The sequence below is a fragment of the Microseira wollei NIES-4236 genome, from assembly GCF_020521235.1.
Classification (GTDB): domain Bacteria; phylum Cyanobacteriota; class Cyanobacteriia; order Cyanobacteriales; family Aerosakkonemataceae; genus Microseira; species Microseira wollei.
In genome coordinates, this window is record NZ_BLAY01000013.1 from 20791 (window position 1) to 47383 (window position 26593).

36 protein-coding genes and 1 pseudogene are annotated in these 26593 nt (G+C 44.1%); 22 read left to right on the forward strand and 15 right to left on the reverse strand.

Annotated features, from left to right (window positions below; genetic code table 11):
* Positions 1–40 precede the first annotated feature (40 nt).
* The 3 genes from MiSe_RS06075 to MiSe_RS06085 all read left to right on the forward strand — a co-directional run bounded on the left by MiSe_RS06075 (position 41) and on the right by MiSe_RS06085 (position 3581).
* Positions 41–445 (forward strand): DUF3011 domain-containing protein, encoded by a 405-nt coding sequence (locus tag MiSe_RS06075; RefSeq protein ID WP_226576026.1) that lies wholly within the window; start codon positions 41–43, stop codon positions 443–445.
* A gap of 290 nt (positions 446–735) precedes the next feature.
* Positions 736–2814, forward strand: coding sequence for a dynamin family protein (locus tag MiSe_RS06080; RefSeq protein ID WP_226576027.1), 2079 nt, complete (start codon positions 736–738; stop codon positions 2812–2814).
* Between the two features lie 227 nt (positions 2815–3041).
* A complete protein-coding gene (locus MiSe_RS06085) occupies positions 3042–3581 on the forward strand; it encodes a hypothetical protein (RefSeq protein WP_226576029.1) in 540 nt (179 codons plus the stop codon).
* On the opposite strand, the gene MiSe_RS50790 is transcribed toward MiSe_RS06085, so the two are convergent.
* On the reverse strand, positions 3567–3701 hold the full coding sequence (locus MiSe_RS50790) for a hypothetical protein (protein WP_264196369.1): 135 nt from the start codon (positions 3699–3701) through the stop codon (positions 3567–3569). The genes MiSe_RS06085 and MiSe_RS50790 overlap by 15 nt on opposite strands.
* A 170-nt stretch (positions 3702–3871) precedes the next feature.
* Between MiSe_RS50790 and MiSe_RS51925 the strand changes: the two genes are divergently transcribed.
* The 3 genes from MiSe_RS51925 to MiSe_RS51935 are packed head-to-tail and all read left to right on the forward strand — an operon-like array spanning position 3872 to position 4472.
* A complete protein-coding gene (locus MiSe_RS51925; RefSeq protein ID WP_307731190.1) occupies positions 3872–4012 on the forward strand; it encodes a hypothetical protein in 141 nt (46 codons plus the stop codon).
* 60 nt (positions 4013–4072) lie between these two features.
* Positions 4073–4249: a hypothetical protein gene (locus MiSe_RS51930; protein WP_307731191.1), complete on the forward strand. Its 177-nt coding sequence runs from the start codon at positions 4073–4075 to the stop codon at positions 4247–4249.
* Positions 4227–4472: a hypothetical protein gene (locus MiSe_RS51935; protein ID WP_307731192.1), complete on the forward strand. Its 246-nt coding sequence runs from the start codon at positions 4227–4229 to the stop codon at positions 4470–4472. Before MiSe_RS51930 ends, MiSe_RS51935 begins: the two co-directional genes overlap by 23 nt.
* Positions 4473–4500: 28 nt before the next feature.
* Here MiSe_RS51935 and MiSe_RS51940 read toward each other — a convergent pair whose 3' ends face one another.
* Complete coding sequence (locus MiSe_RS51940; RefSeq protein ID WP_307731193.1) at positions 4501–4704, reverse strand: hypothetical protein; 204 nt, start codon at positions 4702–4704, stop codon at positions 4501–4503.
* Between MiSe_RS51940 and MiSe_RS06095 the strand changes: the two genes are divergently transcribed.
* The 4 genes from MiSe_RS06095 (at position 4705) to MiSe_RS06110 (ending at position 8607) form a co-directional block, all read left to right on the forward strand.
* A complete protein-coding gene (locus tag MiSe_RS06095; RefSeq protein WP_226576208.1) occupies positions 4705–6384 on the forward strand; it encodes a dynamin family protein in 1680 nt (559 codons plus the stop codon).
* 582 nt (positions 6385–6966) lie between these two features.
* Positions 6967–7752 carry an SIMPL domain-containing protein gene (locus MiSe_RS06100; RefSeq protein ID WP_226576048.1) on the forward strand — a complete coding sequence of 262 codons (786 nt, stop codon included), beginning with the start codon at positions 6967–6969 and terminating at the stop codon, positions 7750–7752.
* Positions 7753–7967: 215 nt separating this feature from the next.
* Positions 7968–8186: a hypothetical protein gene (locus tag MiSe_RS06105; RefSeq protein ID WP_226576050.1), complete on the forward strand. Its 219-nt coding sequence runs from the start codon at positions 7968–7970 to the stop codon at positions 8184–8186.
* A gap of 184 nt (positions 8187–8370) precedes the next feature.
* Positions 8371–8607, forward strand: a complete 237-nt coding sequence (locus MiSe_RS06110; RefSeq protein WP_226576052.1) for a hypothetical protein — start codon at positions 8371–8373, stop codon at positions 8605–8607.
* Between the two features lie 356 nt (positions 8608–8963).
* On the opposite strand, the gene MiSe_RS06115 is transcribed toward MiSe_RS06110, so the two are convergent.
* Both MiSe_RS06115 and MiSe_RS06120 read right to left on the reverse strand, forming a co-directional pair.
* The gene (locus MiSe_RS06115) at positions 8964–9194 is read right to left on the reverse strand and encodes a DUF2281 domain-containing protein (protein ID WP_444980467.1); all 231 of its coding nucleotides are present in this window, start codon (positions 9192–9194) and stop codon (positions 8964–8966) included.
* Positions 9195–9217: 23 nt separating this feature from the next.
* Positions 9218–9406 carry a hypothetical protein gene (locus MiSe_RS06120; protein WP_226576056.1) on the reverse strand — a complete coding sequence of 63 codons (189 nt, stop codon included), beginning with the start codon at positions 9404–9406 and terminating at the stop codon, positions 9218–9220.
* Positions 9407–9508: 102 nt separating this feature from the next.
* Here MiSe_RS06120 and MiSe_RS06125 point away from each other — a divergent pair, with 102 nt between their 5' ends.
* From MiSe_RS06125 to MiSe_RS06135, 3 genes are read left to right on the forward strand one after another with little or no spacing between them, the layout of a single operon-like run.
* Positions 9509–9757, forward strand: a complete 249-nt coding sequence (locus tag MiSe_RS06125) for a type II toxin-antitoxin system RelN family antitoxin (protein WP_226576058.1) — start codon at positions 9509–9511, stop codon at positions 9755–9757.
* 55 nt (positions 9758–9812) lie between these two features.
* Complete coding sequence (locus MiSe_RS06130) at positions 9813–10241, forward strand: hypothetical protein (protein ID WP_226576060.1); 429 nt, start codon at positions 9813–9815, stop codon at positions 10239–10241.
* A 26-nt stretch (positions 10242–10267) separates the two neighbouring features.
* Positions 10268–10792 (forward strand): hypothetical protein, encoded by a 525-nt coding sequence (locus MiSe_RS06135; protein WP_226576062.1) that lies wholly within the window; start codon positions 10268–10270, stop codon positions 10790–10792.
* A 48-nt stretch (positions 10793–10840) separates the two neighbouring features.
* Here MiSe_RS06135 and MiSe_RS06140 read toward each other — a convergent pair whose 3' ends face one another.
* Entirely contained in the window at positions 10841–11110 is a 270-nt protein-coding gene (locus MiSe_RS06140) for a type II toxin-antitoxin system RelE family toxin (RefSeq protein ID WP_226576064.1), read from the reverse strand.
* Positions 11107–11310 (reverse strand): RelB antitoxin-like protein, encoded by a 204-nt coding sequence (locus tag MiSe_RS06145; protein WP_226576066.1) that lies wholly within the window; start codon positions 11308–11310, stop codon positions 11107–11109. Before MiSe_RS06145 ends, MiSe_RS06140 begins: the two co-directional genes overlap by 4 nt.
* A gap of 233 nt (positions 11311–11543) precedes the next feature.
* Here MiSe_RS06145 and MiSe_RS06150 point away from each other — a divergent pair, with 233 nt between their 5' ends.
* Both MiSe_RS06150 and MiSe_RS06155 read left to right on the forward strand, forming a co-directional pair.
* On the forward strand, positions 11544–11774 hold the full coding sequence (locus MiSe_RS06150) for a hypothetical protein (RefSeq protein ID WP_226576068.1): 231 nt from the start codon (positions 11544–11546) through the stop codon (positions 11772–11774).
* Positions 11767–12063 carry a type II toxin-antitoxin system RelE family toxin gene (locus MiSe_RS06155; protein ID WP_226576069.1) on the forward strand — a complete coding sequence of 99 codons (297 nt, stop codon included), beginning with the start codon at positions 11767–11769 and terminating at the stop codon, positions 12061–12063. The genes MiSe_RS06150 and MiSe_RS06155 overlap by 8 nt, the downstream gene beginning before the upstream one ends.
* Positions 12064–12271: 208 nt before the next feature.
* Here MiSe_RS06155 and MiSe_RS06160 read toward each other — a convergent pair whose 3' ends face one another.
* From MiSe_RS06160 to MiSe_RS06175, 4 genes are all read right to left on the reverse strand, one after another.
* Entirely contained in the window at positions 12272–12850 is a 579-nt protein-coding gene (locus MiSe_RS06160) for a hypothetical protein (RefSeq protein WP_226576071.1), read from the reverse strand.
* Between the two features lie 43 nt (positions 12851–12893).
* Entirely contained in the window at positions 12894–13160 is a 267-nt protein-coding gene (locus MiSe_RS06165) for a hypothetical protein (protein ID WP_226576073.1), read from the reverse strand.
* A gap of 189 nt (positions 13161–13349) precedes the next feature.
* The gene (locus MiSe_RS06170) at positions 13350–13937 is read right to left on the reverse strand and encodes a hypothetical protein (protein WP_226576074.1); all 588 of its coding nucleotides are present in this window, start codon (positions 13935–13937) and stop codon (positions 13350–13352) included.
* Positions 13938–13941: 4 nt separating this feature from the next.
* Positions 13942–14589 (reverse strand): hypothetical protein, encoded by a 648-nt coding sequence (locus tag MiSe_RS06175; RefSeq protein ID WP_226576076.1) that lies wholly within the window; start codon positions 14587–14589, stop codon positions 13942–13944.
* A gap of 217 nt (positions 14590–14806) precedes the next feature.
* Between MiSe_RS06175 and MiSe_RS06180 the strand changes: the two genes are divergently transcribed.
* Positions 14807–16171, forward strand: coding sequence for a helix-turn-helix domain-containing protein (locus tag MiSe_RS06180; RefSeq protein WP_226576078.1), 1365 nt, complete (start codon positions 14807–14809; stop codon positions 16169–16171).
* Positions 16172–16329: 158 nt separating this feature from the next.
* Here MiSe_RS06180 and MiSe_RS06185 read toward each other — a convergent pair.
* From MiSe_RS06185 to acnB, 4 genes and pseudogenes are all read right to left on the reverse strand, one after another.
* Positions 16330–16518, reverse strand: a pseudogene (locus tag MiSe_RS06185) (type II toxin-antitoxin system HicB family antitoxin); the annotation flags it as partial.
* A 161-nt stretch (positions 16519–16679) separates the two neighbouring features.
* The gene (locus MiSe_RS06190; protein WP_226576082.1) at positions 16680–16883 is read right to left on the reverse strand and encodes a DUF433 domain-containing protein; all 204 of its coding nucleotides are present in this window, start codon (positions 16881–16883) and stop codon (positions 16680–16682) included.
* Between the two features lie 77 nt (positions 16884–16960).
* The gene (locus MiSe_RS06195) at positions 16961–17416 is read right to left on the reverse strand and encodes a DUF29 domain-containing protein (protein WP_226576083.1); all 456 of its coding nucleotides are present in this window, start codon (positions 17414–17416) and stop codon (positions 16961–16963) included.
* A 355-nt stretch (positions 17417–17771) separates the two neighbouring features.
* The gene (acnB, locus tag MiSe_RS06200) at positions 17772–20378 is read right to left on the reverse strand and encodes a bifunctional aconitate hydratase 2/2-methylisocitrate dehydratase (RefSeq protein ID WP_226576085.1); all 2607 of its coding nucleotides are present in this window, start codon (positions 20376–20378) and stop codon (positions 17772–17774) included.
* Positions 20379–20602: 224 nt separating this feature from the next.
* On the opposite strand from acnB, the gene MiSe_RS50795 reads away from it, so the two are divergent.
* Positions 20603–20728: a hypothetical protein gene (locus tag MiSe_RS50795; RefSeq protein ID WP_264196371.1), complete on the forward strand. Its 126-nt coding sequence runs from the start codon at positions 20603–20605 to the stop codon at positions 20726–20728.
* Here MiSe_RS50795 and MiSe_RS06205 read toward each other — a convergent pair.
* Positions 20725–20910, reverse strand: coding sequence for a hypothetical protein (locus MiSe_RS06205; protein WP_226576086.1), 186 nt, complete (start codon positions 20908–20910; stop codon positions 20725–20727). The genes MiSe_RS50795 and MiSe_RS06205 overlap by 4 nt on opposite strands.
* Between MiSe_RS06205 and MiSe_RS06210 the strand changes: the two genes are divergently transcribed.
* From MiSe_RS06210 to ltrA, 5 genes are all read left to right on the forward strand, one after another.
* Positions 20909–22162, forward strand: a complete 1254-nt coding sequence (locus MiSe_RS06210; RefSeq protein WP_226576088.1) for a GNAT family N-acetyltransferase — start codon at positions 20909–20911, stop codon at positions 22160–22162. The genes MiSe_RS06205 and MiSe_RS06210 overlap by 2 nt on opposite strands.
* A gap of 174 nt (positions 22163–22336) precedes the next feature.
* Positions 22337–22828 carry a Holliday junction resolvase RuvX gene (ruvX, locus tag MiSe_RS06215; RefSeq protein ID WP_226576108.1) on the forward strand — a complete coding sequence of 164 codons (492 nt, stop codon included), beginning with the start codon at positions 22337–22339 and terminating at the stop codon, positions 22826–22828.
* 9 nt (positions 22829–22837) lie between these two features.
* Complete coding sequence (locus tag MiSe_RS06220) at positions 22838–23425, forward strand: DUF3727 domain-containing protein (RefSeq protein WP_226576110.1); 588 nt, start codon at positions 22838–22840, stop codon at positions 23423–23425.
* Positions 23426–23933: 508 nt separating this feature from the next.
* On the forward strand, positions 23934–24176 hold the full coding sequence (locus tag MiSe_RS06225) for an RRXRR domain-containing protein (RefSeq protein ID WP_226576112.1): 243 nt from the start codon (positions 23934–23936) through the stop codon (positions 24174–24176).
* A gap of 633 nt (positions 24177–24809) precedes the next feature.
* Positions 24810–26552: a group II intron reverse transcriptase/maturase gene (gene ltrA, locus MiSe_RS06230; RefSeq protein ID WP_226576114.1), complete on the forward strand. Its 1743-nt coding sequence runs from the start codon at positions 24810–24812 to the stop codon at positions 26550–26552.
* Positions 26553–26593 lie beyond the last annotated feature (41 nt).

Genomic DNA, 26593 nt, shown 5'->3' on the forward strand with positions numbered 1-26593 from the left:
ATTTGATGTCAAAATCGCCAATAGTAAGGAGTGAAATAGGATGGCGAATTTGTGGCGGAAAATCGCTCTTACTGGAGTGACTGCGACGGTGGCGATCGCATTCAATATTATCGGTGCAAAACCTGCATCAGCCCAAACCTCTGTCAGATGCGAAAGCATTGATTATGAATATAACGAATGCCCCCTCGATACCCGAGGTGGCGTCACCTTGGAAGTAGATGTTCATTCTCGCGAATATTGCAGGTTAAATCGAAACTGGGGTACCGGGCGAGGTTTTGTTTGGGTTGATAACGGTTGTCGTGCCACATTCAGGTCAGTTCGTCGTTGGGAGTATGATAACGACGATGACTACTACCGCGATCGCGATCGGCGAAACTACAGGCGATATCGAAGACATCCCCAACCACGACGTTATCGCCGTCGTTCACCAGTTCGTTGCTACTAGCAATATCTTCCGCCTCGTTTACCCTCCAGAGGCAGAGCCTCTGCTCACTAGCTCCCAGGCTGGAGCCTGGGAGCCAGCATCTAGAGGCTCTGCCTCGTTTACCCTCCAGAGGCAGAGCCTCTGCTCACTAGCTCCCAGGCTGGAGCCTGGGAGCCAGCATCTAGAGGCTCTGCCTCGTTTACCCCCAGAGGCAGAGCCTCTGCTCACTAGCTCCCAGGCTGGAGCCTGGGAGCCAGAATCTAGAGGCTCTGCCTCGTTGATCGCCAAAAATTAACCAAATTCCACCCAACATGACATACAAAGTAGAAACGGAAAACTTCTTCAAGGACTTAGATAAAGTTGCCAAAGCACGCTATCAAGTTGCTGGCAGTTTGGGCAAAATTGCCACCACACTAAAAACCGCAGAATCCGCCGGAGAATCTGCATCTGGTAGCTTGGGTTTAGAAAGAGACATCGAAGACATCAACCTCGCCAGCGATAAATTAGGTAAAGGCGTATTTCGCCTCCTAGTTTTAGGAGATATGAAGCGCGGAAAAAGCACATTCCTCAACGCCTTAATCGGGGAAAATCTATTACCCAGCGATGTCAATCCTTGCACGGCAATTTTAACCGTTTTACGCTACGGAAAAGACAAGAAAGTAACGGTATATTTTACCGACGGCAAACGACCGGAAACAATTGATTTCAAAGACTTTAAGCAACGCTATACCATCGACCCTGGGGAGGCCAAAAGGCTAGAACAAGAGAAGAAACAAGCCTTCCCCGATGTGAGCCACGCCATCGTCGAATATCCATTACCGCTGTTAGAAAAAGGCGTGGAAATTGTTGATAGTCCAGGTTTAAACGATACAGAAGCACGCAACGAACTTTCGTTAGGATATATCAATAATTGTCACGCGATTCTGTTTGTTCTCAGAGCATCTCAACCTTGCACTTTGGGAGAACGTCGCTACCTGGAAAATTACATCAAAGGTCGGGGTTTGAGCGTTTTCTTTTTAATCAATGCTTGGGATCAGGTGAAAGAAGCCTTGATCGATCCGGATGATGAGGAAGAATTGCAAGCAGCAGAAACAAAATTGCGGAAGGTTTTTAAAGCTAACCTAACTGAATATTGCCACGTGGATGGGTACGATATTTACGACGAACGGGTGTTTGAAATTTCTGCGATTAAAGCCTTGCGGAAGCGGATTAAAAACCCGATGGTTTCTTTGGAGGGAACTGGATTTCCGGAGTTTATGGGGGCATTGAATACATTTTTAACCAAAGAACGCGCGATCGCCGAACTCAGACAAGCTAGAACCCTCGCCCGCCAAACCCAAAACCACGTCCGCGAAGCCGTCGAACGACGTATACCATTATTGGATCAAGATGTCAATGGATTGAAGCAAAGAATTAGTTCGGTTGAGCCTGAATTCAACAAACTCACAGACATTCGCAATCAATTCCAGCAAGAAATTAGAAACCTAAACAACAATAAGGCGAAAGCGATCGCCGATTCTTTCCGTTCCTACGTATTAAACTTAGGCAACACCTTTGAAACCGATTTCTTACGCTATCAACCCGAACTGAGATTTTTAGATTTCTTGAGTCAATCCCGCCGCAAAGACTTTGAAGAAGGACTCAAAAAAGCCTTCGAGCAATATATCAGCGATAAACTCGCCGCTTGGAGTTTAACCGCCGAACAAGAAATGAATGCCGCTTTCTCCCAACTCACCAAAAGTGCGGCAAATTATGGCGCTTCCTACACCAAAGTCACCGACATCATCACTGAAAAATTAACCGGAAAAAAAGTACAACCAATCATCGGTACATCTACTGAAGATAACTCGCCAGCTTGGGCAAAATGGGCGATGGGATTGTTTTCTTTAGCACGAGGAAACCTGGCAGGTGTAGCGATGGCGGGAGCGGGTTTCGATTGGAAAAATATCTTGTTGAACTTAATTACAGTATTCAGCATCAGCGCCATTATTGCTTCGTTTACCGGGATTGTTTTAGGCCCCCTTTACCTGGCATTATTAGGAATGGGCGTAGGAGTTTTGCAAGCCGACGGAGCCAGGAAAGAATTAGTCAAAGCCGCGAAAAAAGAGCTAGTGAAATATCTGCCGCAAGTCGCGAACGAACAAGGACAAATGATTCACGACGCCATTAAAGAGTGTTTCGATACTTACGAAAAAGAAGTATCAGAACGCATCGATGATGATATTAAGTCTCGCAAGGCGGAGTTAGATAACTTGCTCAAGCAAAAGGAGACTTATGAAGTGAATCGGGAGACAGAATTAAAGCGGTTGAAAAGTTTGGAAAATGAGGTAACTTCGGAGGTGAGGAATGTAGAATCGGTGTATCAGGATTTGTTGGAATCGGTGATGTGAATGTTAGTTCAATTAAACCGAGTCGGCGATACAGCCCGCCCGGAAATAAATTTCCGTTGCTCATAGCTTAAGTCCATTAAAATGGACTGAAATCTTAATAACAAAAATCCGTCGGTTTTAACCGACTTAAGCTATTAGCCAGGGATTTTAATCCCTGGCGGGCTGGCAAAATAGCGGACTAGCGAACGATCGCTGCGAGCGCATACCTAACAAAAGAGAGCTAAATTATGAACAACTGGCCTAATTGGATTCCGAAACCCAATGCGTGGATGAGTGCAATTCTCCTGATTTTACTCGTAAGGGGATTGGCAGTTATCCTCAGAATAATTCTGCAACTAGGTCACTCTATGACTTGGCTTCCACCTAAGTTGCAAATCTTGTTGTATTACGGCGCTTTACTGTCGCCAATTTTAGCGATCGCAGTCGTCCATCATTGGCTGCACGTGTTTTTAGATCAATCGTTTCCCAACACGCGATCGCCCGAAATCACCCCCTCTAACAGCATCTTTCCCGGTTTGATGAGTTGGTGGGAAGGATTTTATGGTTGGATGGCGATCGCACTCGCTTTTCTCGTCAGCAGCATGATTTCAATCATCTTTTGGCCATCGCCTAATTTGCTATACGGAACGCTTGCTTGGTGGGATGAATTGAAAGATTTATTCACCCTTGATACGCTCTATCGACTCATTACTGCCGCCTATCTTTACCAGTTGGAACATATAGTTCGGCAGCATTTAATGTCGGTTGGTGCTTCAACTCGATCTTAGGGATTTAGAAACCCGGTTTCTTAAAGAAACCGGGTTTCTGTGCGAACGAGCGATCGCTTTTTTCCTGATTTTACAGCGGTTTTCAATTGGGTGCAATACAACATTGTAGGGACACGGCATCCGAAAAACTTTGAGTTGGTGACAAAACTTACTTTAGCCTTAGTCCCTACCCCCGTTTGATTCGAATGAAAATGGCTATAACTGTATTTCAGCAAGTTGCAAACCGTTATAAGCCCCCGGATTTATCTGTAAAATCAATCTAAAATCTAAAATCTAAAATCTAAAATCGGATGATTGAACCACCCGCCGAATACGATACGACTTGGAAAGAAGCACTCGGAAAATATTTTGAACCCTTTTTAGAATTAGTTTTTCCTCAAGTTCACGACTTAGTAGACTGGACTAAACCGCCCCAATCTCTCGATAAATAACTGCAACAAATTTTACAATAATCAGAATCTGGACTGCGGATAGCGGATAAATTATTCCAAGTGTGGCAGCGCAATAACCAACCCGCTTGGATCTTAATTCACGTAGAAGTGCAAAGCCAAGATCAGTCAGAATTTGCCCAAGGAATGTACATTTATAATTACCGGGCATTTGACCTTTATCTGCGCCCAGTAATTAGCTTAGGCGTATTGGGAGATGAACGCGCATTTTGGCTATAGTAGAGATGAGGTAATAAACCTGTTCCGGTTTATTGACCGGATGATGGCTTTACCAATTGAATTAGAACGGGAATTAAAAGCAGAAGTAAGACGTTACCAGGAGGAAAGACAAATGCCATTTATGAGTCAAATGGAATTAATGGCAAAAGCAGAAGGAAGGGAAGAGGGAGCATTGCAAATTGCTCGTGAGTCGGGGCTTGCAGTTTTACAATTCCGATTTTAAAATGTACCGCAGGAGTTAGTTGAAGTCATCAATAATATTGCGGATATTCCAAGATTGAAACAGCTTCTGCTTCAGGCGATCGCAATCCCCACCCTCGCCGAATTTCAGCAGTTATTGCAAACAGCTTCAGATGCAAGCAACACAGGAGAAACAAACACCGCAACTGATTCAAATTGATGACTTGCGTTCGCTTCGCGATCGCATTTCTTTTGAACAATATAGGAACACTCATATGAAACAACCAGAAACTTACAACAACCTCGCCAACAATCTCAGATCCGCATTAGGTATCCTAGAACTCGATAAAACCTCCCAGCTTTATCGAGATGCGACCTTAATCTGCAACTATCTGGAAAATCCCAATTTCCGCATCGCTGTTTTTGGCCCCTTTAATTACGGCAAATCCACCCTACTCAATGCCATGCTAGGACAGCGTACCCTCCCCATTGATTTAATTCCCACCACTGGTGCTGCTATTCGCGTCAAATACGGGGAAGAATTACAAACTCGCATTACTTTAAAAGATGGCAGAGAAATTCGCGAACAAGGGACGGATATTCTCAAACAATTTGCCATCCTCGACGACAACAGGCGAATGCGAGAAGATGTCGCAGAAGTTGAAGTTTTCTGCCATCATCCCTTCCTGCAAACCGGGGTAGAATTTCTCGACTTACCCGGAACAAACGATCGCGAGGAACAAGATAACCTAGTCCGCGACCAATTATTGAGTGCAGATTTGGTAATTCAACTCCTAGATGCCCGCAAATTAATGACATTAGGCGAACGGGAAAATTTACGCGATTGGTTGCTCGATCGAGGGATTAAAACTGTTGTTTTTGTCGTCAATTTCCTCAATTTAATGGAACCCGACGAACAGAAACAAATCTACAGTCGCTTGCGGTTTGTTGCCGAAAGTTTTCGCTCCGATTTACCCGATAATTTTAGTAACCTTTACCGCGTCGATGCCTTACCCGCTTTGAGAGCGAGGCTCAAAGGAGATGCGTCAGCAATTCAGACAACCGGACTCTCGGCATTTGAATCCGCACTGCAAAGTATTGCGGCAATTCAAAAAGAGAAAAGCGGCGGTTATAGGGTGGGGCGTGTGGATGCGATCGCTACCAACCTAACCCAATCTCTCCAAGCCAAAATTCAAACCATTTCCACCGAATTAGAAGCCGCCCAAACTAAACATAATACCAAAATACAAATTCAACAAAAAGCCGAAAAACTGATAAAACAAGGCTTTGAAACTAGCCTAACCGAATTGCGGAATTGGCTCTCATTGTCAACCTTATTAAACCGCTATCAATCAGAAGCCGCCGCAGCTTTAGGGCAAAATCAATTTAAAACCTGGTCAACCGAATTTTTCCAACCGGCTTTGGTAAAGCATCAACAAGAAATTGTCAAGTGGGTGCAGCAAGCTTGTGAATTTTTCAATCAAGAATCTCCGGGAGATTTAATTATCTCATTACCGACTTCCCCAGAAATATCGCTGCCATCGCCACCAACAAATAAACCCAAAATTGCAGAAGATTTGAACGATGCACCCGTGGCGGTTGCAGCGGGTTTGGGTTGGGTTTTAGGTGGCCCCGTGGGTGCTGCCGTTGTAGGAGGTGCAGCCTATCTTTTAAATCGGAATGTCAAACAAGATAAGCCAAACAACTCAGTTGCTTATCAAAATCAAGCAGCACAAATTTGTGCCGATGCGGCTCAAGATTATCTGACTCGCTTTAGTAATGAAGCGCTGACAACGCTTATTCAATATGAAGAAACAGCCCAAAAAGTAATTAATTTTCAGATTCCTGCCGAGCCAATAGAAATTACTAACAAGCGCTATCAGCAGAATTTATTGCACAATTGCTTGGAAAACTTGCAGAGGGAATTAGAGGCGGTGAAGCGAAGTTTGGCTTAAGCGATTCTCGATACTAGAATCCCGGTTTCTTTAAGAAACCGGGATTCTGTCGTTGAGCGAGCGCAAAAGTAGGGGCACGGCATTTCAAGACCCTCCCCGTGAGTTTAATGTTGTTGACGCCGTGCCCCTACACAACATTTCCATACCCTCCCCGTCAGTTTAATGTTGTTGACGCCGTGCCCCTACACAACATTTCATATCCTGTCCGCTTGAATACCCATAGTTAGGACTGACGCGGTGACAAGGGAGAGCGGAGAGTTTTAATTAAGGGTGATTTGACGGACATCATATTAATACCCTGCTTGTGAGTTTAATGTTGTTGACGCCCTGCCCCTACTCTCGGTTGAAAATTGCTGTAAAGACGCAACCATTACCAGCAAAACGAGGTTTTCCGAAAAAACCTTCCAATTTGTTGTAGCAGATACTTATCTACAACAAGTAGGGACACGGCTTCAGTAATTTTTGTTTTCAACGCAAAGATATTGCCATATTCCCTACTCAATAAATTTATGTCGCAGTCATGACAACAATGGTGCCAGTTTCTGCCAAACTACGACCTAGTGCTTAAAGGAGATTTCATCTATGAGAAGAATAGCTGCATTCCGCCTGGTTTCAGCTGCAATCGCGATCGCTCTGTTGATAGGAGAAACCAAGAACAGCAACGCCCAAAACCTTTCTCCTACGCCCGGTACGCCGCAGATGATAACTAACCAACGGGCGATTACAGTAGTGGGTCAAGGTTTGGGTGTTGCACCCGCAGATACAGCAAAGATTGAGTTTCGCTTGGGGAATCGCGCACCCACCGATCAACCAACCCAGGCAACTGTAGCATCTGCCGATGGTAATCTGGCTCTACCAGTGGAAGTAGCCCTCAAGCCTGTGGTTGATGCTTTAGTTGCGATTAAAGTCCCCCTTCGTAACATCCAACTGCAAAGCAGTTCTTTGGACAATCCCAAGCTGGTGGTGCAGGTGAACAAACCAACGCGCGATCGCGTCCAAGAAGTGGTAAAAGTTGTAACGAAGGCACTCTCTAGCGATAACAACTTGTTTATCCAAGGGATTGGTGCCGAGTATGGGGTAAAAAACTGCGTGCCATTAGAACGCACTGCACGCCGCGCCGCACTGCGGGATGCGCTGACACAAGCTCAAATTATTGCCTTCGACCTCGGTGTCAAAGTTGGCGACATCCTATTCGTGACGGTATATCCCAGCTTCGGTTCTCCCGCTTCCTCATCTTGCGGTTCTAAAGTTGGAGTTCCAGTCTCTTCCATATTCTCAGTCAGTGAAAGTATGCCTCCCTATGACCCCTCTGCTAACCCAGAGGTCAAGTTGAGGATGCAAGTTAGTATCACCTACGGGATCGAATAAATTGGCAAAACAGCTTGTGCGGCAGCCTCATACTATCTGCTGCCAACTGTTGACTATGATCTAAATCACTAATTTTGGGTGATACCGTCACATCTTTACAAACTCTTTAATCACAAAATTAGCTATAGGATTCTCACATTTAAATAAAGTCTGCGATCGCTTGTTGGTTGCCAGAAAAGCTTCATATTACAAGCATCGAGTTCATTTGATTAGCCATGCAAGTTGAAGTGTCCCTCCTACCCTTTGGAATCGCCGAACTATTTGCCGAAGTTAACAAATCTGGCAAAATTACACTCGCCGATCGATATGGATTAATGGCTGCCCTCTTAGAGGATACCCTCACCGAAGAAGACAAAGGCGCCATCGACCGAATACTTTACTCTGTCCGCAAGGGAAGGTTGAAAGTTGTCAACGAACTTTCTGCCATGCCGTAAATTTTGAGCCTATATGTGCATTAGATAGACAAAAAACAGAAACTTGTCCCTATAAGGGCTGCTCCTCATACATATTTAACTTTAATAGCCTATGCCTCCTCCAGAGAGTTGGAATTGCGCCTCGCGCTTGACCAACTCTCTCTCTTTCTTAAATTAGATGTGTTCTTGACAATTGACAATTGCTGTGATAGCACGCTTTAATTTGGGTGGAAAGGGCATTAATACCTCACTGCCAAGCGACTTGTTAACGCCCTTTCCGTTACTCGATACGGATCAGAACATTATGCCACAAAACACCGCTAAAATGGCTTATCGAGAACGACTGAATCGTTGGGCGTTCGCGAAGCGTGCCGTAGGCATTCGCAACGGTTCTCGCCGACGGGCAAAGGACGATTGTCTGTCGATACCGCAGTCAGTCTGATGCAGAGGGTCACTTGCAGCGCCTGCGTCAGCTTAAACCCCACGACAGCTTTATAGTAGTCTTTGACCCTCACCCCCAACATACCGAACCAGTAACCGCTTCTCCCGAAATCAAGGAAGAAGCGGTTATTTGATTTAAAGAGCGATCGCACAGACCAACCCCTCCCCCGCAAGAGGAGGGGCGTCTTTTGAGCAACCCGGTTTTTCTAAAAAACCGGGTTTCTTGAATCCGGGAAATTGATGGTCATAAATTAGTTAGCGTTAAAACTTAGCGCTAAGTCTTGACAATTGAAAAGTGGCGCGATCATAGCTTCAATATTTATAGAAAAGGCGTTAGGCCATCCCCACCAAGAGACGTTACCACTGGATCTCTCCCCGCGCCAAACGTTCTTCATAATCTTCTAAATTGCTCAAATAATCAGAAAAATCTGATTCTGTCATTTCCAGTGACTCCGCGAACTGCGTCCATAATGCAGTGCGATCGCTATTATGTTTCATCAGTAGGAATTCGATAAAATCGCTCACTTCCTGAACAAGAGATTCCGGCAGTTGGCGAAGCTTGGCTATAGCTCGATCGTGTACGGTCATCGATTGTACCTCTGTTCCTGAATCTAGGATATCTGAAGTGGAAAGATCGAGCGATCGCGATCGCACCGCTTGACCTCTCCCCCAACACCCGCCGTCGGGAGAGGAACTGGGGGTGTGGGGAATACTCGCGCATCCAAGTATCGCTCCAGAAAATTATCTTCTGACTTTGGTAAACCAGTGCAGGTGCGAAGTGTTACACTTGCACCTGCCAAGTAGTCTCTCTAACTTACAGCCAAAGTCATCGCAGATTATAATAGTAAAGATATATGCTTACGGCACTAAGCGATGTTCTCAACGTTTCAGGAGATCCAGTAATGCAAGCCTTTGAAGTGATGGGAACAATTGATGAAAAAGGTCAATTAATTTTAGATAGTAATCTGAATATTCCTACACCTAGTCGGGTAAAAGTGATTGTTTTACTAACTAACGAGTCTGATTCTGAATTTGATCCTGATGATACCCCTGTTGAAGAAATTAAAGCGAGTTTAAGACAAGCTTTACAACAAGTAAAAACCGGAGAAACGCGGCCTATTTCAGAATTCTGGGATAGAATAGATGTCTGATAAGAAAAGGATATGTTATGATTGCGTTATCATTTAGACGAAATAGGAGAATTTATTGGCATCGGATGAGTTAGAAACTATCGAGATTGTTGAAACGGATATTATTGATTCAACGGTTGAGGTAGGAAGTGGTTGTATTTGGCAAGGAAGCGGTAAAGAGCCTCAATGGGATAATCCAAAATCAACTAAGGCTTACGATCATATTATCCGTCATCATGGTTCTAAGCTCAAACTTAGTAATTTACAGGGAAGAGCAACGAGCAAGAATCAGGATCAAGGACAATGGTTAAATGAGCAAGATTGGGTAATAGCCGAAAAGTTAATTCCGAAGTATTATGGGCAGTATATCATCAAGTTTAATCGCCCGATAGGTAGAGTTTATCATCCTGATGGCAGGATTACTGAAAATGTTTATTATGTTCAAATAGGGAGAAATGCTGACGGAACAATTAAATATGCCTATCCGGTTGTTAAACCTAAATAAAATAATTAAAAACGAGGTAAGATAGAATGAACATAACAAGTAATTTTAATTGGAAAATCGCCGAACGCAATTTAGAAAATTATGCGTTACCTCCTGACGATCCTCTAGGGGAATTATCTGCTTTTGAATTAGGGTTACGGCGTTTTTGTTATGAGTGCGATCGCCAAGTAATTGTCGAAATTGGCGATCTCCAGTTTACTGTGTTTTTTGACCCGGATATTTGTATGTTATTAGAAGATCGGTTTCCTCAACAAATTGGGGAATTAGGACAGGGTAAAAGTATCCGGATTGATTTTGCCGAAAGTTATCAGATTACCGTAATTTTAACGCCTAGAGGTGAGCGGATTGATTGTCAATTAAGGAAGTTTGGTTATGAGCATAGTCAGCAGGATTATGATTTAGATAAAGAGCAAGTTTTAGGAGAGTTAAGAAAGTTTTTGGTTGAGGTGATGCAATTGGCGGTTGATAATGGTTATGTGACTTTAGAGGATAAGGAAAGGTTTATTGCTCCAGCTTTTCCTGAGAAGGTAAAATCGGCAATAGTGGCGTGATTAAGAATGCGATCGCACTCTCTCAAGACAGGATATCAAAAAAATAGCTCAAGGAAAATAGCGATAAAATTCCTTTCGGTGTATTACCCTGTAAAACGTAACTGTTTCGCCATCAAATACAACACCGATGCGATAGTCGCCTAATCTAATTCGATAAGCATTTTCATATCCCTTTAGCTTTTTCAAGTTGGCGATATCTTCAAATTTAGTTAAGTTGGGTATCTCTTCAAAAACCAGTGCTTGAATAGGTTCAAACACAGGCGTACTTTTAAGCGCCTTGAGGTCTTTAATAAAACTAGGTAGATACTGTGTATTCACTCTTTTTCAAGTTCTGCTAGCGCTTCATCTAAATTAAGGGGGGTTTCATCTTTTACTTCCATCATCGCAAGCACGAGTCCTTCATCCTCTATAGCTTCTAGGAGGCGCTGATAATCACTAAAATTGATAACGACTTTTTGGATAGTACCCTTAGTGTCAGTTATCAGTTCTTTAACAAATGGATAATCTTCAGCTTTCATTTGAGTTTTGGGCGTGATAGTCATATTATTAATGTAGCGCGATCGCACTCTCCAAACCGACAGGATATCAAAAAAGCGATATGCCAAGGGCTAGCTACGCGAACGCACGTCTTGACCTCTGCCCCAACCCCCCGCCGGGAAGTGCTACACTTGCACGTGCCAGATTATAATGGTAAAGAGATATGCTTACGGCACTATAAGCGATCGCTCCAAGAATCGCACTAAAATTGCCCATGAATACTAACGAGATGCGCCTTAAAGTTAAGGAATATGTAGATCGATTGTCCCCCGAACGATTGCGTGTTGCTGCTGATTTTTTAGCTTATTTGGCAGAGCGCGAGAGTAACGAAGCAACTCAGGAATTGTTAGAAATTCCCGGTTTTGTTGAAGCTTTCGAGAGGGGAAAACAGGATGTTGCTGCTGGAAGGGTAACTAATTGGCGAAAAGTACGAGACGATGTATAGAGTTGAGTTATCGTCTGAAGCAGAGCAGTTTTATGCAGCAGCAAACCGTGCATTAGCCAAAAAGCTTGCCAGATGCTTTGAGCGACTCGAAGAAGATCCCCGCAATCACCCTAATATTAAACCTCTCAAAGGCAATTTTGCTGGTTATTACCGCTATCGTGTGGGTGATTATCGTGTGGTTTACTACATTGAAGAAAATGTTGACACCGATATAGATGCTGATAACGATCAAGAGCAAGGTCGGGTTATTGCAATCACGATTGCTCACCGACGCGAAGTATACGAATAAATGCGAGTGCGATCGCACTCTCTAACTCGGCAGGATATCAAAAAAAGCGATCGCTCCCACAGAATCGCACCTCATCCAACCTCTACCAAAAAGCCCTATCCTCAACCATAGTCTGTAGGGTGCGTCAGATAGTCCAGTTAATTATCTCATCGATAACTTTTTTGCTCTGACGCACCTTACCAGATCAGCTGCTGACTAAGCGATCGCACTATTGAATAGGCACTACAAGCTTATAAGATACTTTACTACTTCTAGTACCATCAGTTATTGTTCCGAATACTGTGCCTTTAACAAATTCCCCTTTCTGGGTAGGATTAGCGTCTAATTTGATAGTTAAATCTGTACCATCTGTGTTTGCTTTATACTCCTTGACTCCTTCTTTACTCCCAAGCAATAAGCTTCCCTCACCTTGAAATCCTTTTCCAAGTTTAATCACCCCTTTTTTATATTCAGAAAATGGTACTTGACTAAGTACAATATTTACCAGTCCATTTTCTGATGAAGCTTGTATAAATAGAAAAGGTGAACTTGCTGAAGAACCAAGACCCAATATCTGAACCTCCCCCTGATTTAACGTTGTATTCGTAGAAATATCTTGAGATTGATTTCCAATTATTTCTACAGTCCAGTTCGCCACTCCTATTAATATATAAAAACCCAGCAAAACCGGAATCAGACTGATAATAACAGCAACCCAATTGCCAGATAAAATATTTATCTGGATGTGTCTAATATAGTCACGTCCGACTTTGATAATGTCTCTACCTGCTTGCTCATTTTGACTCATAAATTAACTGATATAGTGTTGTGAGAGTCTGCCGATCAAGCCTTCATGGATTTTTCTTTGGTGATGAAGTAGGATTTAATTGCTGCTGCTGGGTTTGAAATTTAATTTCTATTCCGTTTTGACCCTGCCTAATCCCAACACCTAGCGCCCAAGCCAATGCTCCGAGTGCCACAATACCAACAAGAACAAATAACATCACATTGTTCGACAGTACACTAACGCTTGTGTTCCGATTTGTATCTCTTCCTGAGTTGGAGATATCTCGTCCAGCCCATTGTTTAGGGCTGTCATCAGGTGGGGTTTTACTCATAATATATCCTCCTAAAATCTATCTGTAACTACTTTTGGACAACTAATGTTTTGAAGAACCTAAAAAACTTCGTTTAGCTTGTTTTCACTCGATCGAGCAATTCAGCTTAAGCGACAATTTTTTACTTACGATTATTTCGGACATTGATTGGCACTCTTTGAAGTGAAAATGGAAAAATAAACAATTTATTTAGACATCCCGTATAGTTTTTCCTTTCTGTTTTGACAAGTCTTTTAATTTATCTCTAGTAACTTCGATTATTTCCTGAATAGCTTCCCGAATTGCATAACGATCTTTATCCAAACCTGCATCAATAAGATCGTTCCATCGCTGTCTGAGAACATCACGAAGTAGATTAGAATATGGTGAACCAGGACTATGATTTTTTTTGTGAAATTCATCAGGCAGAAGCATTAAGTTTTCATCACCATCTTTCTTAAAAACACCATATCTTGTTCCTGCTATTGTTAGCTCGCATTGATCGCAAAGATGGTCTGGAATAATATGGTGATTGCTATAACCTCCTCCTGCTGATGGATATTTTTTCTTTTGAAGTTGTTGTATCGCTTCAGAAGATTCCTTATCTGGTGCGAGGAAAGCAAGATCCCAAATAGAGTTCATCTGCTCTTTATATACAATCTTTCCCATAAGAGGATCTTTGATAATAAATTCTCCTGTTGACCCATCATACATCACCAGATAATCACCAGGTTTGATGTTGTATCTGTTACAAACTGGTGCTGGAATATAAAATCTATTCCACTGTCCGATACCCATTAGATCACCTCAACTCAAAACCGAGTAGCTTTAGAATCAGCATAAATAGAATTTCCATTTCATCATCATTGAGTGCATTACTCAATTGAGAACGTAGCGCTGAACGATCTAGCGCCTTTAGTTTTTTAATAACTTTCTTTTCTTCGGGCTTGATTTTATTACTATTTTCAATCTCTTTAAGCTGTTTATCAAACTCTTTTAGTAACTCTTCGCCCTTCATATTCTTAAGTTCCTGACGAAACTTTTGAGGGTCTATTTTAGAATATTTAGGTTGACGAACAATTCTCGGAGGTTGTGGTAGGCTAATTCCTACAATTGCTAGAAGAAAACCGACTAACGCAAAAGCTAAAAAGAAACCTATCACTAAATAACTTAAAATTGGAAATAACAACCAGTACCAACCCGGATACTCGGAACTACGTCCCTGAAGAGAATCTAGTCCTAGACCGAACAAACCAAACAAACAAACGACTATGGGCATTGCTATTATTGTCCCAACGTCTATCGGGCCACCTAAAATTAAAGCTATGATAGTTCCAATTAATGTTAAAATTCCCCCTAAGCTAATCCAACTGTAAAAGACTCTTGCTCGAAAGCTGAAAGTTTCAGTCATTGGGCCTGGAGTCACAAAACTGATTATTTTATCAATCATAAAAATTATGTTGTCTTTAAATTGACTGGTGAGAATGAGATACTTTCACTTTTTCTTCTACGAGTTTAAATCGCCTTTTCTGAACGCTGCCACTTGAAAATACTTGATTTTCTTGCGTCTTTTGCAAAAAAATATTAAGAAAAGCCCTTGAAAACCCTCGATAATCTTGCCTGAGACTAAGCTATAATGGCTAAAAATATTACTAAATCTAGCTTTTATGACTGTAACAGAAGTTTTACAATTGGTGGATCAGCTAGTCTTCACGCAAACAGGAAAACACCTCAATAACTTACAAAAGAATGTGATTAAAGGAATTTGGCAAGATAAAACTTACGGTGAAATCGCAAAAGAGTTTGGCTATGATAGTGAAAATCATATCGGCAATGTTAGTCGTGAATTATATAAAATTTTGTCCGAACAGTTAGGAGAAGATGTTAATAAGTCTAATTTTTCATGGACAATAGAAAGGTTAGCTAATTATTGTAATCAATCTTCTAACCTGTTACAGCAACTTTTATTGATTAATAGTCCAATTAATCTCTGTTCTAATAATCCTAAACATGATTCTAAAAATACTGAATCAGATTATTCCAAAAAATATTATCACGATTTAACTATAGCTCCTAAAATTACTCATTTTTGCGATCGCACTCTCGATCTGCAAACCCTATCCCACTGGTTAACCACTCAAAACCCCCGTCTAATCTCAGTTTTAGGACTTAGTGGAATTGGTAAAACCACCCTAGTTAAACAGTTCGTTGACCTAAATCTACAACAATTTGATGTAGTCATCTGGAAAAGTATCAAACTATCCCAGTCTTTAGATAGCATTATTACTGAAATTTTCGCACTTATTAATCCCGAACCTATTCAAATTGACAATAAATTAACTCAATTTTTCAATCTCTTACGCCAGCAAAGATGTTTGATTATCCTTGATGATGTGCAAGAACTATTTACCAGTGGACAATTCGCAGGACAGTACAAAACTGAATATAAAGACTACAAAACCTTTTTCACCATGATGACAGAAATCGAACATCAAAGTACTTTAATCTTAATCGGTCAGGAACAATGTCAAGAAATGCTCTGCTTAGATGAAGAATTATATCCTGTTAAGTGCTTGGAATTAGAAGGCTTATACAATACCGAAATCCTGAAAAACATGGGATTAAAAGATGAGGAAAGCTGGTTAACACTGCTTAATCTATATGAAGGCAATCCTGTTTATTTAAAATCTATTGCTAATTTAATTAGAAACATTTTTATGGGTAAAGTATCTGAGTTTTTAAGTGAAGGTAGCTTACTTTTGACAGAAGATATTAAATATAATTTCAATGAATTATTCGACCGATTGTCACCGAGCGAACAACAGATTGTTTTAGAATTGAGTAAATATAATAAAGCCGTGTCCAGAGAAGATTTAAGACAAGCTTTATCCTTGTCCTCAATAGACTTGATAAATGGGTTACAATCTTTGCGTAAACGCTATTTAATCAAATCAATAGAAGGCGAGAAAATTTCGTTTAATTTATCTCCTGTTTTTCGAGAGTATGTCAGAACTTGCTGCCAAGATTTATAGCAGATTGCAAGCGAGTGAGGGAAAGCCTTAAGGCTTCGTTTGTGTAGCGGCAGCATTAATGCTGCCGCTACACAAACGCGCGCTGTACCTCATACGGCTGCAATCCGCTATATAGTTGTTTAGCCTTTGTCCTCAACTGTTAAAAATTCATGCAGTTATTTGAGCGAAATAGAAGCATTATAAATACCAGTTTCACTTTCATAAACTTCTTGAAAAGAATCAATTGCATCTTTCAGCTTGCTAATAGAATCTTCTTGGGTATTTCCTTGTCCTACCAATCCATTTTCCAGACACAAGGCTACCCAATAGCCCGCACTTTGTCTGAGTACCACTGTGTAAAAATCCATTGGTCTTAACCTGCTGATGTTTTATACCAAATCCGGGTTAACGACCTCCCTTATTCTTATAGACCGCGCAGGCGGTCTTTGTTTGTGTAGCCGCGACTTTAGTCGTTAGGCATAAAGGGGGTAATGAAAGCGGATGCGAGTATTATAAATCGTAGTGAGGATTATAGTTCTAGATAGGAGGATGCAAAAATCAGAGCTTGCCGAATGTCTTCATCTTCTAATTCTGGGAACTCTTGGCGTAGTTCTTCTCGATTGGGATAAGTTGCAAGTAATTCGATTACCCGACGAACGGTAAGACGAAGGTTACGAATGCAGGGTTGTCCGTTCATGCGATTGGGATTACTGGTAATGCGGTCTAGTTTCATGAGATTAACCCTAGCTGTTTACAAAATTTGTCATCGGAAAAAGCGTGTTCCCAGTTTTTGGCTGCTTTGATCCGAGTTTAGTCATCCAACAAACTTGCTTTCAAAGTCTCTTCTAAAGTAAAAGGTGACTCTTTCGGGAAAAAGGTTAATTTAATTTTTGTTTCATCCGAAGCTTTCATCCGAGCTTTTTGATAACAATCATCAAATATTTCCAAAATTAGAGGTTGTAAACTGGGACTATCTTCGAGTAATCCTTCAATACATATCCGCTGTTCGCTGATAGTGCTACGCCAACTTTCGCTCCGCTTTTCCGGCTGATATTGCCATTTTAGTAAGTGCATTAAAAGCACGATAAAACGACTTTTTAATTCTCGTTTTTCACTTCTGCCCATACTTTCAATTTCTTCAATTAAATTTGGAATGTCTATCTCATTAAATTTACCTTCTTTTAACTGTTCAGCAGTGGTTTGTATCCACAAATAAAAGTCTCGTTCGTAGAGACTATTTGGGTTGGCGATCGCTGCTTGGCTCATACCTAATCTCCTTTTATCGATCTGTTGATTAAGGTGGGCAAAGCCCACCCCATTTTATCTATTTCTTTAAACTATGGCAAACTCTGTGAGAATTTTCTCAATCAGTGACCGATAATGGCTTAATTTATCCATTTTGTGATGACCTCCTTATCTGTATTCACAAAAGCCCGCGCAGGCGGGCTTTGTTTGTGTAGCCCCAGGTTTTAACCCTAATATTTTCCAGCAGTCCACTTAAGTGGACTTTCGCTATTAGCCCTGCACTTGAGTGCAGGGCGGGTTTTAAACGTAGCAGATGTGGGTAACGAGAAGGGGTTTTAACCTGGGGGCTATGCGCGCATCTAGGAACGAGATACTATTACCTCGCCGCCGCAGGCATACCCAAAATATCCTCAATCTTAGGCATATCTTCCAGCGCAATTACGCGCCCTTCATCCTCAAATCCAGCAATTTGATCGAAGTTCAAATACCGATACAAATCGCCTGCAAAAGGATTAATTTTCTTCGCCGCAATGTCGAGATATTCCTGTACAGTAGGAATCCGACCAAGCAGCGCGCAAACTGCTGCTAATTCCGCCGAACCAAGATACACTCGCGCATCTTTCCCCATGCGATTGTTGAAGTTGCGGGTAGAAGTTGAAAACACGGTTGTTCCGTCGTTGACGCGCGCTTGGTTGCCCATACATAGACTGCAACCGGGCATTTCTGTCCGCGCACCTGCTGCGCCAAAAATGCCGTAATATCCTTCTTCTTTTAGTTGATGTTCGTCCATGCGAGTTGGCGGACAAATCCACAACCTTGTTTTCACTGCGCCTTCGCTTTCTAATACTTTCGCAGTGGCGCGATAGTGACCGATATTGGTCATGCAAGAACCGACGAAGACTTCATCAACTTTGTCCCCGGCAACTTCGGACAATAATTTAACATTATCCGGGTCGTTGGGAGCGGCGACAATTGGTTCTTTGATTTCGTTCAGATCGATTTCGATAATTTCGGCGTATTCGGCATCTGCGTCGGCTTCCATTAATACTGGATTTGCTAACCATTCTTCCATTTTGGCGACGCGGCGCATGATGGTGCGGGCGTCTTGATATCCCCGCGCGACCATGTTTTTCAACAAGGCGACGTTGGAACGAATATATTCGGAAACGGTTTCGATGCTGAGTTTAATTGTGCATCCGGCACAAGAGCGTTCCGCCGTCGCGTCAGTGAGTTCAAAAGCTTGCTCAACTTTCAAATCGGGCAATCCTTCGATTTCCATGATGCGCCCGGAGAAGATATTTTTCTTGTTCTTCTTCTCGACGGTGAGCAATCCTTTTTGAATCGCGACGTAAGGAATTGCATTCACAATATCCCGCAGGGTGACACCGGGTTGCAATTCGCCTTTGAATCGGACTAAAACCGATTCGGGCATATCTAATGGCATGACGCCCAAAGCAGCAGCAAATGCCACCAAACCCGAACCTGCGGGGAAGGAAATTCCTAATGGGAAACGAGTGTGGGAATCGCCGCCCGTTCCTACTGTATCTGGCATTAACATCCGGTTTAACCAAGAGTGGATAATGCCATCTCCTGGACGCAAAGCAACGCCGCCCCGTTGAGCCATAAAATCGGGCAATTCGTGGTGGGTTTTGATATCGACAGGTTTGGGATAAGCTGCGGTATGGCAGAAACTTTGCATCACCAAATCTGCACTGAAACCCAAACAAGCGAGTTCTTTTAATTCATCTCTGGTCATTGGTCCAGTGGTATCTTGAGAACCAACCGTCGTCATTAATGGTTCGCAAGATGTACCGGGACGAACCCCAGGCATTCCGCAAGCTTTCCCCACCATTTTTTGTGCGAGGGTGTAACCTTTGCCTGTATCTTCGGGTTGTTTAGGACGGGCGAAAACCGGAGATGGTTCTAATCCTAATGCGGCACGGGTTTTATCGGTTAAAGTACGTCCAATTAGTAACGGAATGCGTCCACCTGCGCGTACTTCGTCGAGAATGGTATCGGGTTTGAGCGTAAAAGTGGAAATCACTTCTCCTGCTTCGTTGGTAATTTCCCCTTGATAAGGATGGATGGTAATTACCATTCCCGTTTCTAGGTTCGTGACATCGCACTCGATGGGTAAAGCGCCGGAGTCTTCAGCGGTGTTGAAGAAGATGGGAGCGATCGCACTCCCCAATATATACCCTCCCGCGCGCTTGTTCGGCACGTGAGGAATATCTTGCCCGATGTGCCACAGCACCGAGTTGATCGCCGACTTCCGCGACGAACCCGTCCCGACAACATCGCCGACATAAGCAACGGGATGCCCTTTCTGCTTTAATTGAGCAATAACTTCCAACCCCCCAGGCATCCGAGATTCCAACATCGCCAAAGCGTGCAAGGGAATATCCGGGCGCGTGGTAGCATGAGGCGCGGGTGATAAATCATCGGTATTCGTTTCGCCGGGAACTTTAAACACTGTCACGGTAATCTCGTCTTCCAGTTGAGGACGCCCGATAAACCAAGCCGCATTTACCCAAGCATCAATTACCTGTTTGGCATAAGGATTGACATCCGACAACGCCAGGACATCGTGGAAGGCGTCGAATACGAGCAATGTCTTACTTAAGGCAGTTGCTGCCCCTGCTGCTAATAAAGTATCGCGAGACTTGAGCAGTTCGATCAGCGATTGAACGTTGTAGCCTCCCAACATTGTCCCCAAAAGATAGACAGCCGCTTGGGGTACGATCAGGGGACAAGTAATCTCGCCCTTAGCAACTGCGGTTAAAAACCCAGCTTTGATGTAAGCAGCTTCATCCACTCCGGGGGGGACGCGGTTCGTTAGCAAATCCAGCAGCATTTCTTCTTCCCCTGGAGGCGGATTTTTCAGCAATTCGCAGAGTTCGGAAGTTTGCTGGGCATTTAAAGGTAAGGGAGGGATTCCTTGTGCCGCCCTTTGGGCAACGTGTTGACGATAGGATTCGAGCATTTTCGTGTTCTCTCAGGCTAAGAGCGGAAAAATTTTATCGGTGTAGTTTAGCGCCGGATTTTTATTGTACGGCGACGAACCTTCCCGCTGGAGTTCTGTAGGTACTCTTTTAGCTTTTATAGCGGTTTGCTTTGGCTTTGAAATACACTTATAGCCATTTTCAGTTGAATCAACGGGGGGTAGGGAACATCAGTAAGTTTTGTCGCCAGTTCAAGGTTTTTCAGATGCCGTGCCCCTACAATTATCAGGAGTTACCCAGGACGAAGCCAGAAACCCGGTTTCTTCGTATATCTATAGTTGACCAAACCACGATTTTTCGTAGAAACCAGGAATACAAGCATCAGTCCTAGTTAGCATTTTGCCAGCCGAAAAGTATAAACGGCACAAAAAAGTTGCAGTCGGTGGGAATATCTGAAAAGCAGCTAAGATAAAGGCAACAACCCAAGCTACTGGGCTTCGCTCTAGATGCTAACAACAGCAACAGCGCCGTACTGCTAGCACAAACTCGGAACTCGCCGCCTACCTTAATCATGACTCCCACTTCCCCCCAGGATACCAACGCCCTCATCCGTCCCCTACAATACCGGGATCTGGAAGCGATCGAAAATATGGTGGTGCAATCGTCTTTAGCAGAACACCACAGCTGTTGTGCCGATACCAAGCAGCAATTAGAACGGGTGCGTCGCTGGTACTGGGTACTCAAATTGTTGAGTTGGTTTCCTAACCCATTCCGGTACAAGTTCTGCGCCTATGTCGTCTCTAAAGCTCAAAACATTTTAGCCACGATTCAAGTATCGCCGTTTAATCGCACGCGCAGCACCTGGCGGGTAGATAGAGTCGTGGTTGACCCCCAAGTATCCAGTATAGAAGTAGGCTCGCAACTATTGCGCTATTGCTTCGAGACAATATTAGAGGCGCGGACTTGGTTGCTAGAAGTCAGTATCCACGATAAAACATTGCTGGCGGTGTATCGGCGCAATGGTTTTCAGCCTTTGGCACACATGACCTATTGGGCGATCGCTCCATCGATGCTAGCAGAGTTGCAAGAGCGAGAACCCGATTTACCCAACCTGCTACCAGTCAGCAACGCCGATGCCCAACTACTCTATCAATTAGATACCGCATCGATGCCCCCCTTGGTGCGCCAAGTATTCGACCGCCACAACACTGACTTTAAAACCGGCTTTGTTGCCGCTTTAATTGAAGGCATCCAACAGTGGCTTTCTCAAACCGAAGTCGTCAGCGGCTACGTGTTTGAATCCCAGCGCAAAGCAGCCATCGGCTATTTTCAGATGCACCTGTCCCGCAACGGCAGCAAACCCCACGTCGCCGAATTAACCGTACACCCAGCCTACACCTGGCTGTATCCAGAATTACTCGCCCAAATGGCGCGCATTACCCAAGATTTTCCTACCCAATCGTTGCTGTTAACTTCTGCGGATTATCAACCAGAACGAGAAGAATATTTGCGACAACTTGGCGCAGAAGAAGTAGAACACACCCTGCTAATGTCCCGTTCAGTTTGGCACAAGCTGCGGGAGTCGAAGTCGGTATCTTTGGATATGCCTTTGTCGGAAGTTTTCCAAGGATTACAACCCGCCCAAAAACCAGTCCTCGGACGCATGTCCTGGCTGAAGTCCCGCACCTTGCGCTGGCGGGGAGTACCTAGAAAAGATTTAGTTCCAGCACCCTCCACTCAAGAGGCGGAGTCGGGGTCACAATCTTTATCAGGCTTGGCCTTCAGGATAACCCGTCGCGGTTCCAGGAGTGCTGACCAAGGGTAATGGTAATGGCGTTCCCAGGCAGAGCCGTGGTCACGAGGGTAAATGGCTAATGGGTAATTGTACTGACAGCAAAAGCCTGTAAATCCAATTAGCAATTAGCAATTAGCAATTAGCAATTACCCATTACCCATTACCCCTCCCCGCCATCGCATCCTTGACGCAGATAGCATAAATATGGAAGAAAGTCAACCCTCTGTTACCCAAACAACCCCAATTCGTCAAACCAAGACGATATCGGCATTGGGGTTAGATGTGGGGAAAAAGCGAATTGGGGTAGCGGGATGCGATCGCACCGGGTTAATCGCGGCGGGACTAACCACGATCGAGCGTAAATCGTTTTTAGAAGATATAGCGCAACTCAAGCGCCTGGTAGATGAGCGACAAGTAGAAGTTTTAGTCGTTGGGTTACCCTACTCGATGAACGGAACCATAGGCTTTCAAGCCAAATCTGTGCAGAAATTCGCCAAAAGAGTCGGAGAAGCGCTAAACTTGCCGGTCGAGTACGTTGACGAGCGCCTGACTTCCCATCAAGCAGAGGAAATGCTTTTAGCCGAAAAGCGATCGCCATCCCGAAATAAAGGTTTAGTTGATCGCAAGGCAGCAGCTATAATTCTGCAACAATGGTTGGACGAGCGACGACCGCGCTCACAACAATCCGATTTCTAGGATTTCAACATGTCTACAGCGAAAGAAAATGGGTACTCTCAGGACGAAACCGTTATCCTCAAAGATGAAACGGGACGCGAACTAACCTGTTACGTCGAGGAAACCGTTCCAGCAGAAGGCAAAGAGTACGTTTTATTGCGTCCAGTCGATGATACGGTGGAGATTTTTTCCTGGCAGGCAGATCAAGAGGAAGAAGCATTTTTGGTGGAAGAGGAGGAAGTACTGGATGAAATTTTTCCCATTGCTCAAGCCGTGCTGGCAGAGCAAGATTTGACCCTCAAACGCAGCGCTTTCGCCTTGACGTTAGCCGGGGACGTGCCGCCGCCAACCGAAGAAGACATTCTCACCCTAGAAATTGACGACGAAGCAGCCCTAGCCCCCCTAGAGCCAGAGCAGTTGCAGTTCCTCGCCAATTTTTACCACGAAGACCACGAATACGAAGTGTTTAGACGCCTTGACCCCCTACTTTTGTTTGCCCGTCGCAACAACGCCGGAGAACTTGAGTTACTTTCCCCAGAAGAATTTCAAAGGGTGCAACCGATACTGGAAGAAAAGCTGGCGCAGCTAGAAGACGAGATGTACGACGAAGAAGAATGAAATTGATAGTTTGCGGTAGATAGATTGCACAAAAGCGCCTGCTTTGGGGAGAGCAGGTGGAAAATCTCCCCAAAAACCAACAAACTGAGCCTAGTATTCCGCCACAGCAGTTTTGACAAATAGGGTGAAATAGCACGCACCTTGTGCGGTAAGAGAACCGATCAAAATTAGTTTGGTGGATTACTAGAGGGCAGGAGTTGAGCGCGCAAGCACGATCAGCCAAAACCAAAGCTGGAAAAACGCTGGCTGCACGACGTTAAACCAAAAATGGAGACGAAGTTCAACGACTCCACCCCATAGGCGGGTGGGGATTGACCGAACCAATTCGGACAAGGTAAGCGTTGAATAGCCCGCCCTTGACTTGATTTGGTACAGACTTCCGAATGCTTCCCTAGTTCGGATTTCCTCTAAGGCCGCTCGGGGTAGGGCGTTGGGTAGAGCCAAGACATCAAAATCTGCGTTGGGCAAAGGGACTTAAACAATTTGGGTTATACCAATTATGTGAATTATGCGAATTCCAGTTCTAGACGCAAATCATCAGCCGTTAATGCCTACGACGCCTGCACGGGTGCGGAAGTGGATTGAATGTGGCAAGGCAATCAAGCGCTGGTCAGATTGCGGACAGTTCTACGTGCAACTCACCGTAGAGCCATCGGGACGCAATACTCAGCAGATTGTTGTCGGAATTGACCCGGGCAAAAAGTATTCACTGCGATTCGTTTCCACTCAAATGGATAGCCTAGCGGCTTGAAGTGTACGCGGAGCAAGGTTACTAGCCCCCAGTATGGGTTAGAAACAACAGAACCTTGACAACTTAACAGCCTTGTAGGTGAGAACCTTACCAAGCTATACAGCAAAGACAGTAAGGGAGTGAAAACACTCATAATATCAAGTCCTACCGCTAAGGTGCATAGCTGAAAGCGCTACCCCTATCTTCAGAACTAGCAACTCTGAGGGTAAAGCGGGGTAGTTAAGTGGAGGTAACTCAGGAGTCTGACTGGGAATCCCTTCTAGCAAGAAATCTATGAGTAGCACAAGCAAAGGTACGTTTGAATCGTCGTCAGCTTGAACCTGTGAAAACAGACTGATACACTGGGAATCCCCAAAAGGGGTAAGGATAGGGAGTTGGCAACTTGAATATTGACCAATAAGCACTTCTCATAAACCCGGCGAACAGTACCGCTCTAAGGATTCAAAACAAAGGCTGTTAGGAACGGATTAACCCCCGCACACCTCTTGAGAGGGTCGATACTCAAGTAGGTAGCTAGCCGCATGGTAGGCAGGGGTGGGATTGAGACAGAAGCTAATGCCTTGCTGTAATGGCAAGGATACGCTGACAGTCTCACGGAGATTTGGAAGATAGAGGTGTAAGTAGTGAGTGTATATGCCTAAAACAGAGCAACAAGCAACTGTGGGATGGGAACAAAGCGACTGGCGCAAGCTAGAGCGGGTAGTTTTCAAGCTCCAAAAGCGCATCTATCAAGCCTCTCAACGTGGAGACATTAAGGCAGTCCGCAAGCTTCAGAAAACGTTGATCAAGTCCTGGTCGGCTAGAATGCTTGCCGTCCACAGGGTGACTCAGGAGAACAGGGGCAAGAAAACCGCTGGCGTAGACGGGGTGAAAAGATTAACCTCTAAGCAACGTATGGCACTTGTTGACCGACTGAGAAACATAAACGACCGAAAAGCAAAACCAGTAAGAAGGGTTTGGATTGACAAACCTGGAAGAACTGAAAAACGCCCACTAGGTATCCCAACAATGGACGATAGGGCAGCCCAAGCCCTGGTTAAAGCAGCACTAGAGCCAGAATGGGAAGCTAAGTTTGAGCCAAACAGCTACGGCTTCCGACCGGGGCGCTCATGTCATGATGCGATTGAAGCCATATTTCAGGCAATCAACCAGAAACCCAAATATGTTCTGGATGCAGATATTGCTAAATGCTTCGACCGAATCAACCACGAGACACTGCTCAACAAACTAAATACATTCCCCACCATGCGACGCTTAATCAAGTCCTGGTTGAAAGCGGGAGTGGTGGACTGGAGTACCTATGCCAATAGGCAAAAAGGCTACAGTCCGACATCTGAGGGTACGCCACAGGGCGCGGTGATTTCCCCGTTACTAGCAAACATCGCCCTCCACGGTTTGGAAAACCGCCTAAAGCAATTTGCGGGAACACTGCCGGGTAGAGATGGCTTTGGCAAACGCGACTTAATGAAGCAATTGTCAGTCATCAGATATGCAGATGATTTTGTCATCCTACACCCGGATAAAGACGTAGTCCAAAGATGTCAGCAGATAACAGCCGATTGGTTAAAATACATGGGCTTGGAATTAAAACCTGAAAAGACAAGACTTTCCCACACGCTGAACACGACCGAAGAAGGTAATGTGGGGTTCAACTTCTTGGGCTTCACCATTAGGCAGTTTGAAGTAGGAAGACACGCCTCTAAACAGGGATTTAAGACCATCATCACCCCATCCAAAGAAGCGGTAAAGTCACACACCCAGAAAATAGGAACCATCATACAACAGCACAAAACAGCGCCTAAAAAAGCGCTAATTGCTAGACTCAACCCGATTATTAGGGGATGGAGCAACTATCAAAGGGGACAATGCAGTAAGGAAACCTACCAACACTGTGACAACATCACTTACTTGCAACTTAGAGGATGGGCAGTAAGCCGTCACAAGGGTAAACAAAGAGGAACCAAGGTCGGCAAAGAATGGAGACGCAGAGGAACTAGAAACTGGGTCTTCGCCACCAAAGACGGAAAGTTTTCTCTCATCAATCATTCAGACACAAAGGTTGTCCGCCACACCAAGGTAGAAGGCGTTAAGAGTCCCTATGACGGCGATTGGGTATATTGGAGCGCACGAAAGGGAGATTTCCCCGGAGTTAAGAAACAGGTAGCACAACTGGTTAAAGAACAAGGTGGAAAATGCTATCACTGCGGACATTACTTTAGCCCGGTAAGCCTCGCAGAAATACATCACAAGGACGGAAACCATAAAAACAACAAGCGAGGAAATCTAGCTCTAGTACATGGTCACTGCCACGACCTAATCCACGCCAACTGGGAACTAAGCGCTATTGAGGATTGGATTGATGAACATCCTTTCTAGTCCCCTAACCCTGAAGATGGGAATTGAGGTACACATGACAA

Coding starts and splice junctions, on each gene's coding strand:
- MiSe_RS06075 (WP_226576026.1), top strand. CDS start 41: ATGGCGAATTTGTGGCGGAAAATCGCTCTTACTGGAGTGACTGCGACG.
- MiSe_RS06080 (WP_226576027.1), top strand. CDS start 736: ATGACATACAAAGTAGAAACGGAAAACTTCTTCAAGGACTTAGATAAA.
- MiSe_RS06085 (WP_226576029.1), top strand. CDS start 3,042: ATGAACAACTGGCCTAATTGGATTCCGAAACCCAATGCGTGGATGAGT.
- MiSe_RS50790 (WP_264196369.1), bottom strand. CDS start 3,701: ATGCCGTGTCCCTACAATGTTGTATTGCACCCAATTGAAAACCGCTGT.
- MiSe_RS51925 (WP_307731190.1), top strand. CDS start 3,872: ATGATTGAACCACCCGCCGAATACGATACGACTTGGAAAGAAGCACTC.
- MiSe_RS51935 (WP_307731192.1), top strand. CDS start 4,227: ATGAACGCGCATTTTGGCTATAGTAGAGATGAGGTAATAAACCTGTTC.
- MiSe_RS51940 (WP_307731193.1), bottom strand. CDS start 4,704: ATGAGTGTTCCTATATTGTTCAAAAGAAATGCGATCGCGAAGCGAACG.
- MiSe_RS06095 (WP_226576208.1), top strand. CDS start 4,705: ATGAAACAACCAGAAACTTACAACAACCTCGCCAACAATCTCAGATCC.
- MiSe_RS06100 (WP_226576048.1), top strand. CDS start 6,967: ATGAGAAGAATAGCTGCATTCCGCCTGGTTTCAGCTGCAATCGCGATC.
- MiSe_RS06105 (WP_226576050.1), top strand. CDS start 7,968: ATGCAAGTTGAAGTGTCCCTCCTACCCTTTGGAATCGCCGAACTATTT.
- MiSe_RS06115 (WP_444980467.1), bottom strand. CDS start 9,194: ATGACCGTACACGATCGAGCTATAGCCAAGCTTCGCCAACTGCCGGAA.
- MiSe_RS06125 (WP_226576058.1), top strand. CDS start 9,509: ATGCAAGCCTTTGAAGTGATGGGAACAATTGATGAAAAAGGTCAATTA.
- MiSe_RS06135 (WP_226576062.1), top strand. CDS start 10,268: ATGAACATAACAAGTAATTTTAATTGGAAAATCGCCGAACGCAATTTA.
- MiSe_RS06145 (WP_226576066.1), bottom strand. CDS start 11,310: ATGAAAGCTGAAGATTATCCATTTGTTAAAGAACTGATAACTGACACT.
- MiSe_RS06150 (WP_226576068.1), top strand. CDS start 11,544: ATGAATACTAACGAGATGCGCCTTAAAGTTAAGGAATATGTAGATCGA.
- MiSe_RS06155 (WP_226576069.1), top strand. CDS start 11,767: ATGTATAGAGTTGAGTTATCGTCTGAAGCAGAGCAGTTTTATGCAGCA.
- MiSe_RS06160 (WP_226576071.1), bottom strand. CDS start 12,850: ATGAGTCAAAATGAGCAAGCAGGTAGAGACATTATCAAAGTCGGACGT.
- MiSe_RS06165 (WP_226576073.1), bottom strand. CDS start 13,160: ATGAGTAAAACCCCACCTGATGACAGCCCTAAACAATGGGCTGGACGA.
- MiSe_RS06170 (WP_226576074.1), bottom strand. CDS start 13,937: ATGGGTATCGGACAGTGGAATAGATTTTATATTCCAGCACCAGTTTGT.
- MiSe_RS06175 (WP_226576076.1), bottom strand. CDS start 14,589: ATGATTGATAAAATAATCAGTTTTGTGACTCCAGGCCCAATGACTGAA.
- MiSe_RS06180 (WP_226576078.1), top strand. CDS start 14,807: ATGACTGTAACAGAAGTTTTACAATTGGTGGATCAGCTAGTCTTCACG.
- MiSe_RS06190 (WP_226576082.1), bottom strand. CDS start 16,883: ATGAAACTAGACCGCATTACCAGTAATCCCAATCGCATGAACGGACAA.
- MiSe_RS06195 (WP_226576083.1), bottom strand. CDS start 17,416: ATGAGCCAAGCAGCGATCGCCAACCCAAATAGTCTCTACGAACGAGAC.
- acnB (WP_226576085.1), bottom strand. CDS start 20,378: ATGCTCGAATCCTATCGTCAACACGTTGCCCAAAGGGCGGCACAAGGA.
- MiSe_RS50795 (WP_264196371.1), top strand. CDS start 20,603: ATGCCGTGCCCCTACAATTATCAGGAGTTACCCAGGACGAAGCCAGAA.
- MiSe_RS06210 (WP_226576088.1), top strand. CDS start 20,909: ATGACTCCCACTTCCCCCCAGGATACCAACGCCCTCATCCGTCCCCTA.
- MiSe_RS06205 (WP_226576086.1), bottom strand. CDS start 20,910: ATGATTAAGGTAGGCGGCGAGTTCCGAGTTTGTGCTAGCAGTACGGCG.
- ruvX (WP_226576108.1), top strand. CDS start 22,337: ATGGAAGAAAGTCAACCCTCTGTTACCCAAACAACCCCAATTCGTCAA.
- MiSe_RS06220 (WP_226576110.1), top strand. CDS start 22,838: ATGTCTACAGCGAAAGAAAATGGGTACTCTCAGGACGAAACCGTTATC.
- MiSe_RS06225 (WP_226576112.1), top strand. CDS start 23,934: ATGCGAATTCCAGTTCTAGACGCAAATCATCAGCCGTTAATGCCTACG.
- ltrA (WP_226576114.1), top strand. CDS start 24,810: ATGCCTAAAACAGAGCAACAAGCAACTGTGGGATGGGAACAAAGCGAC.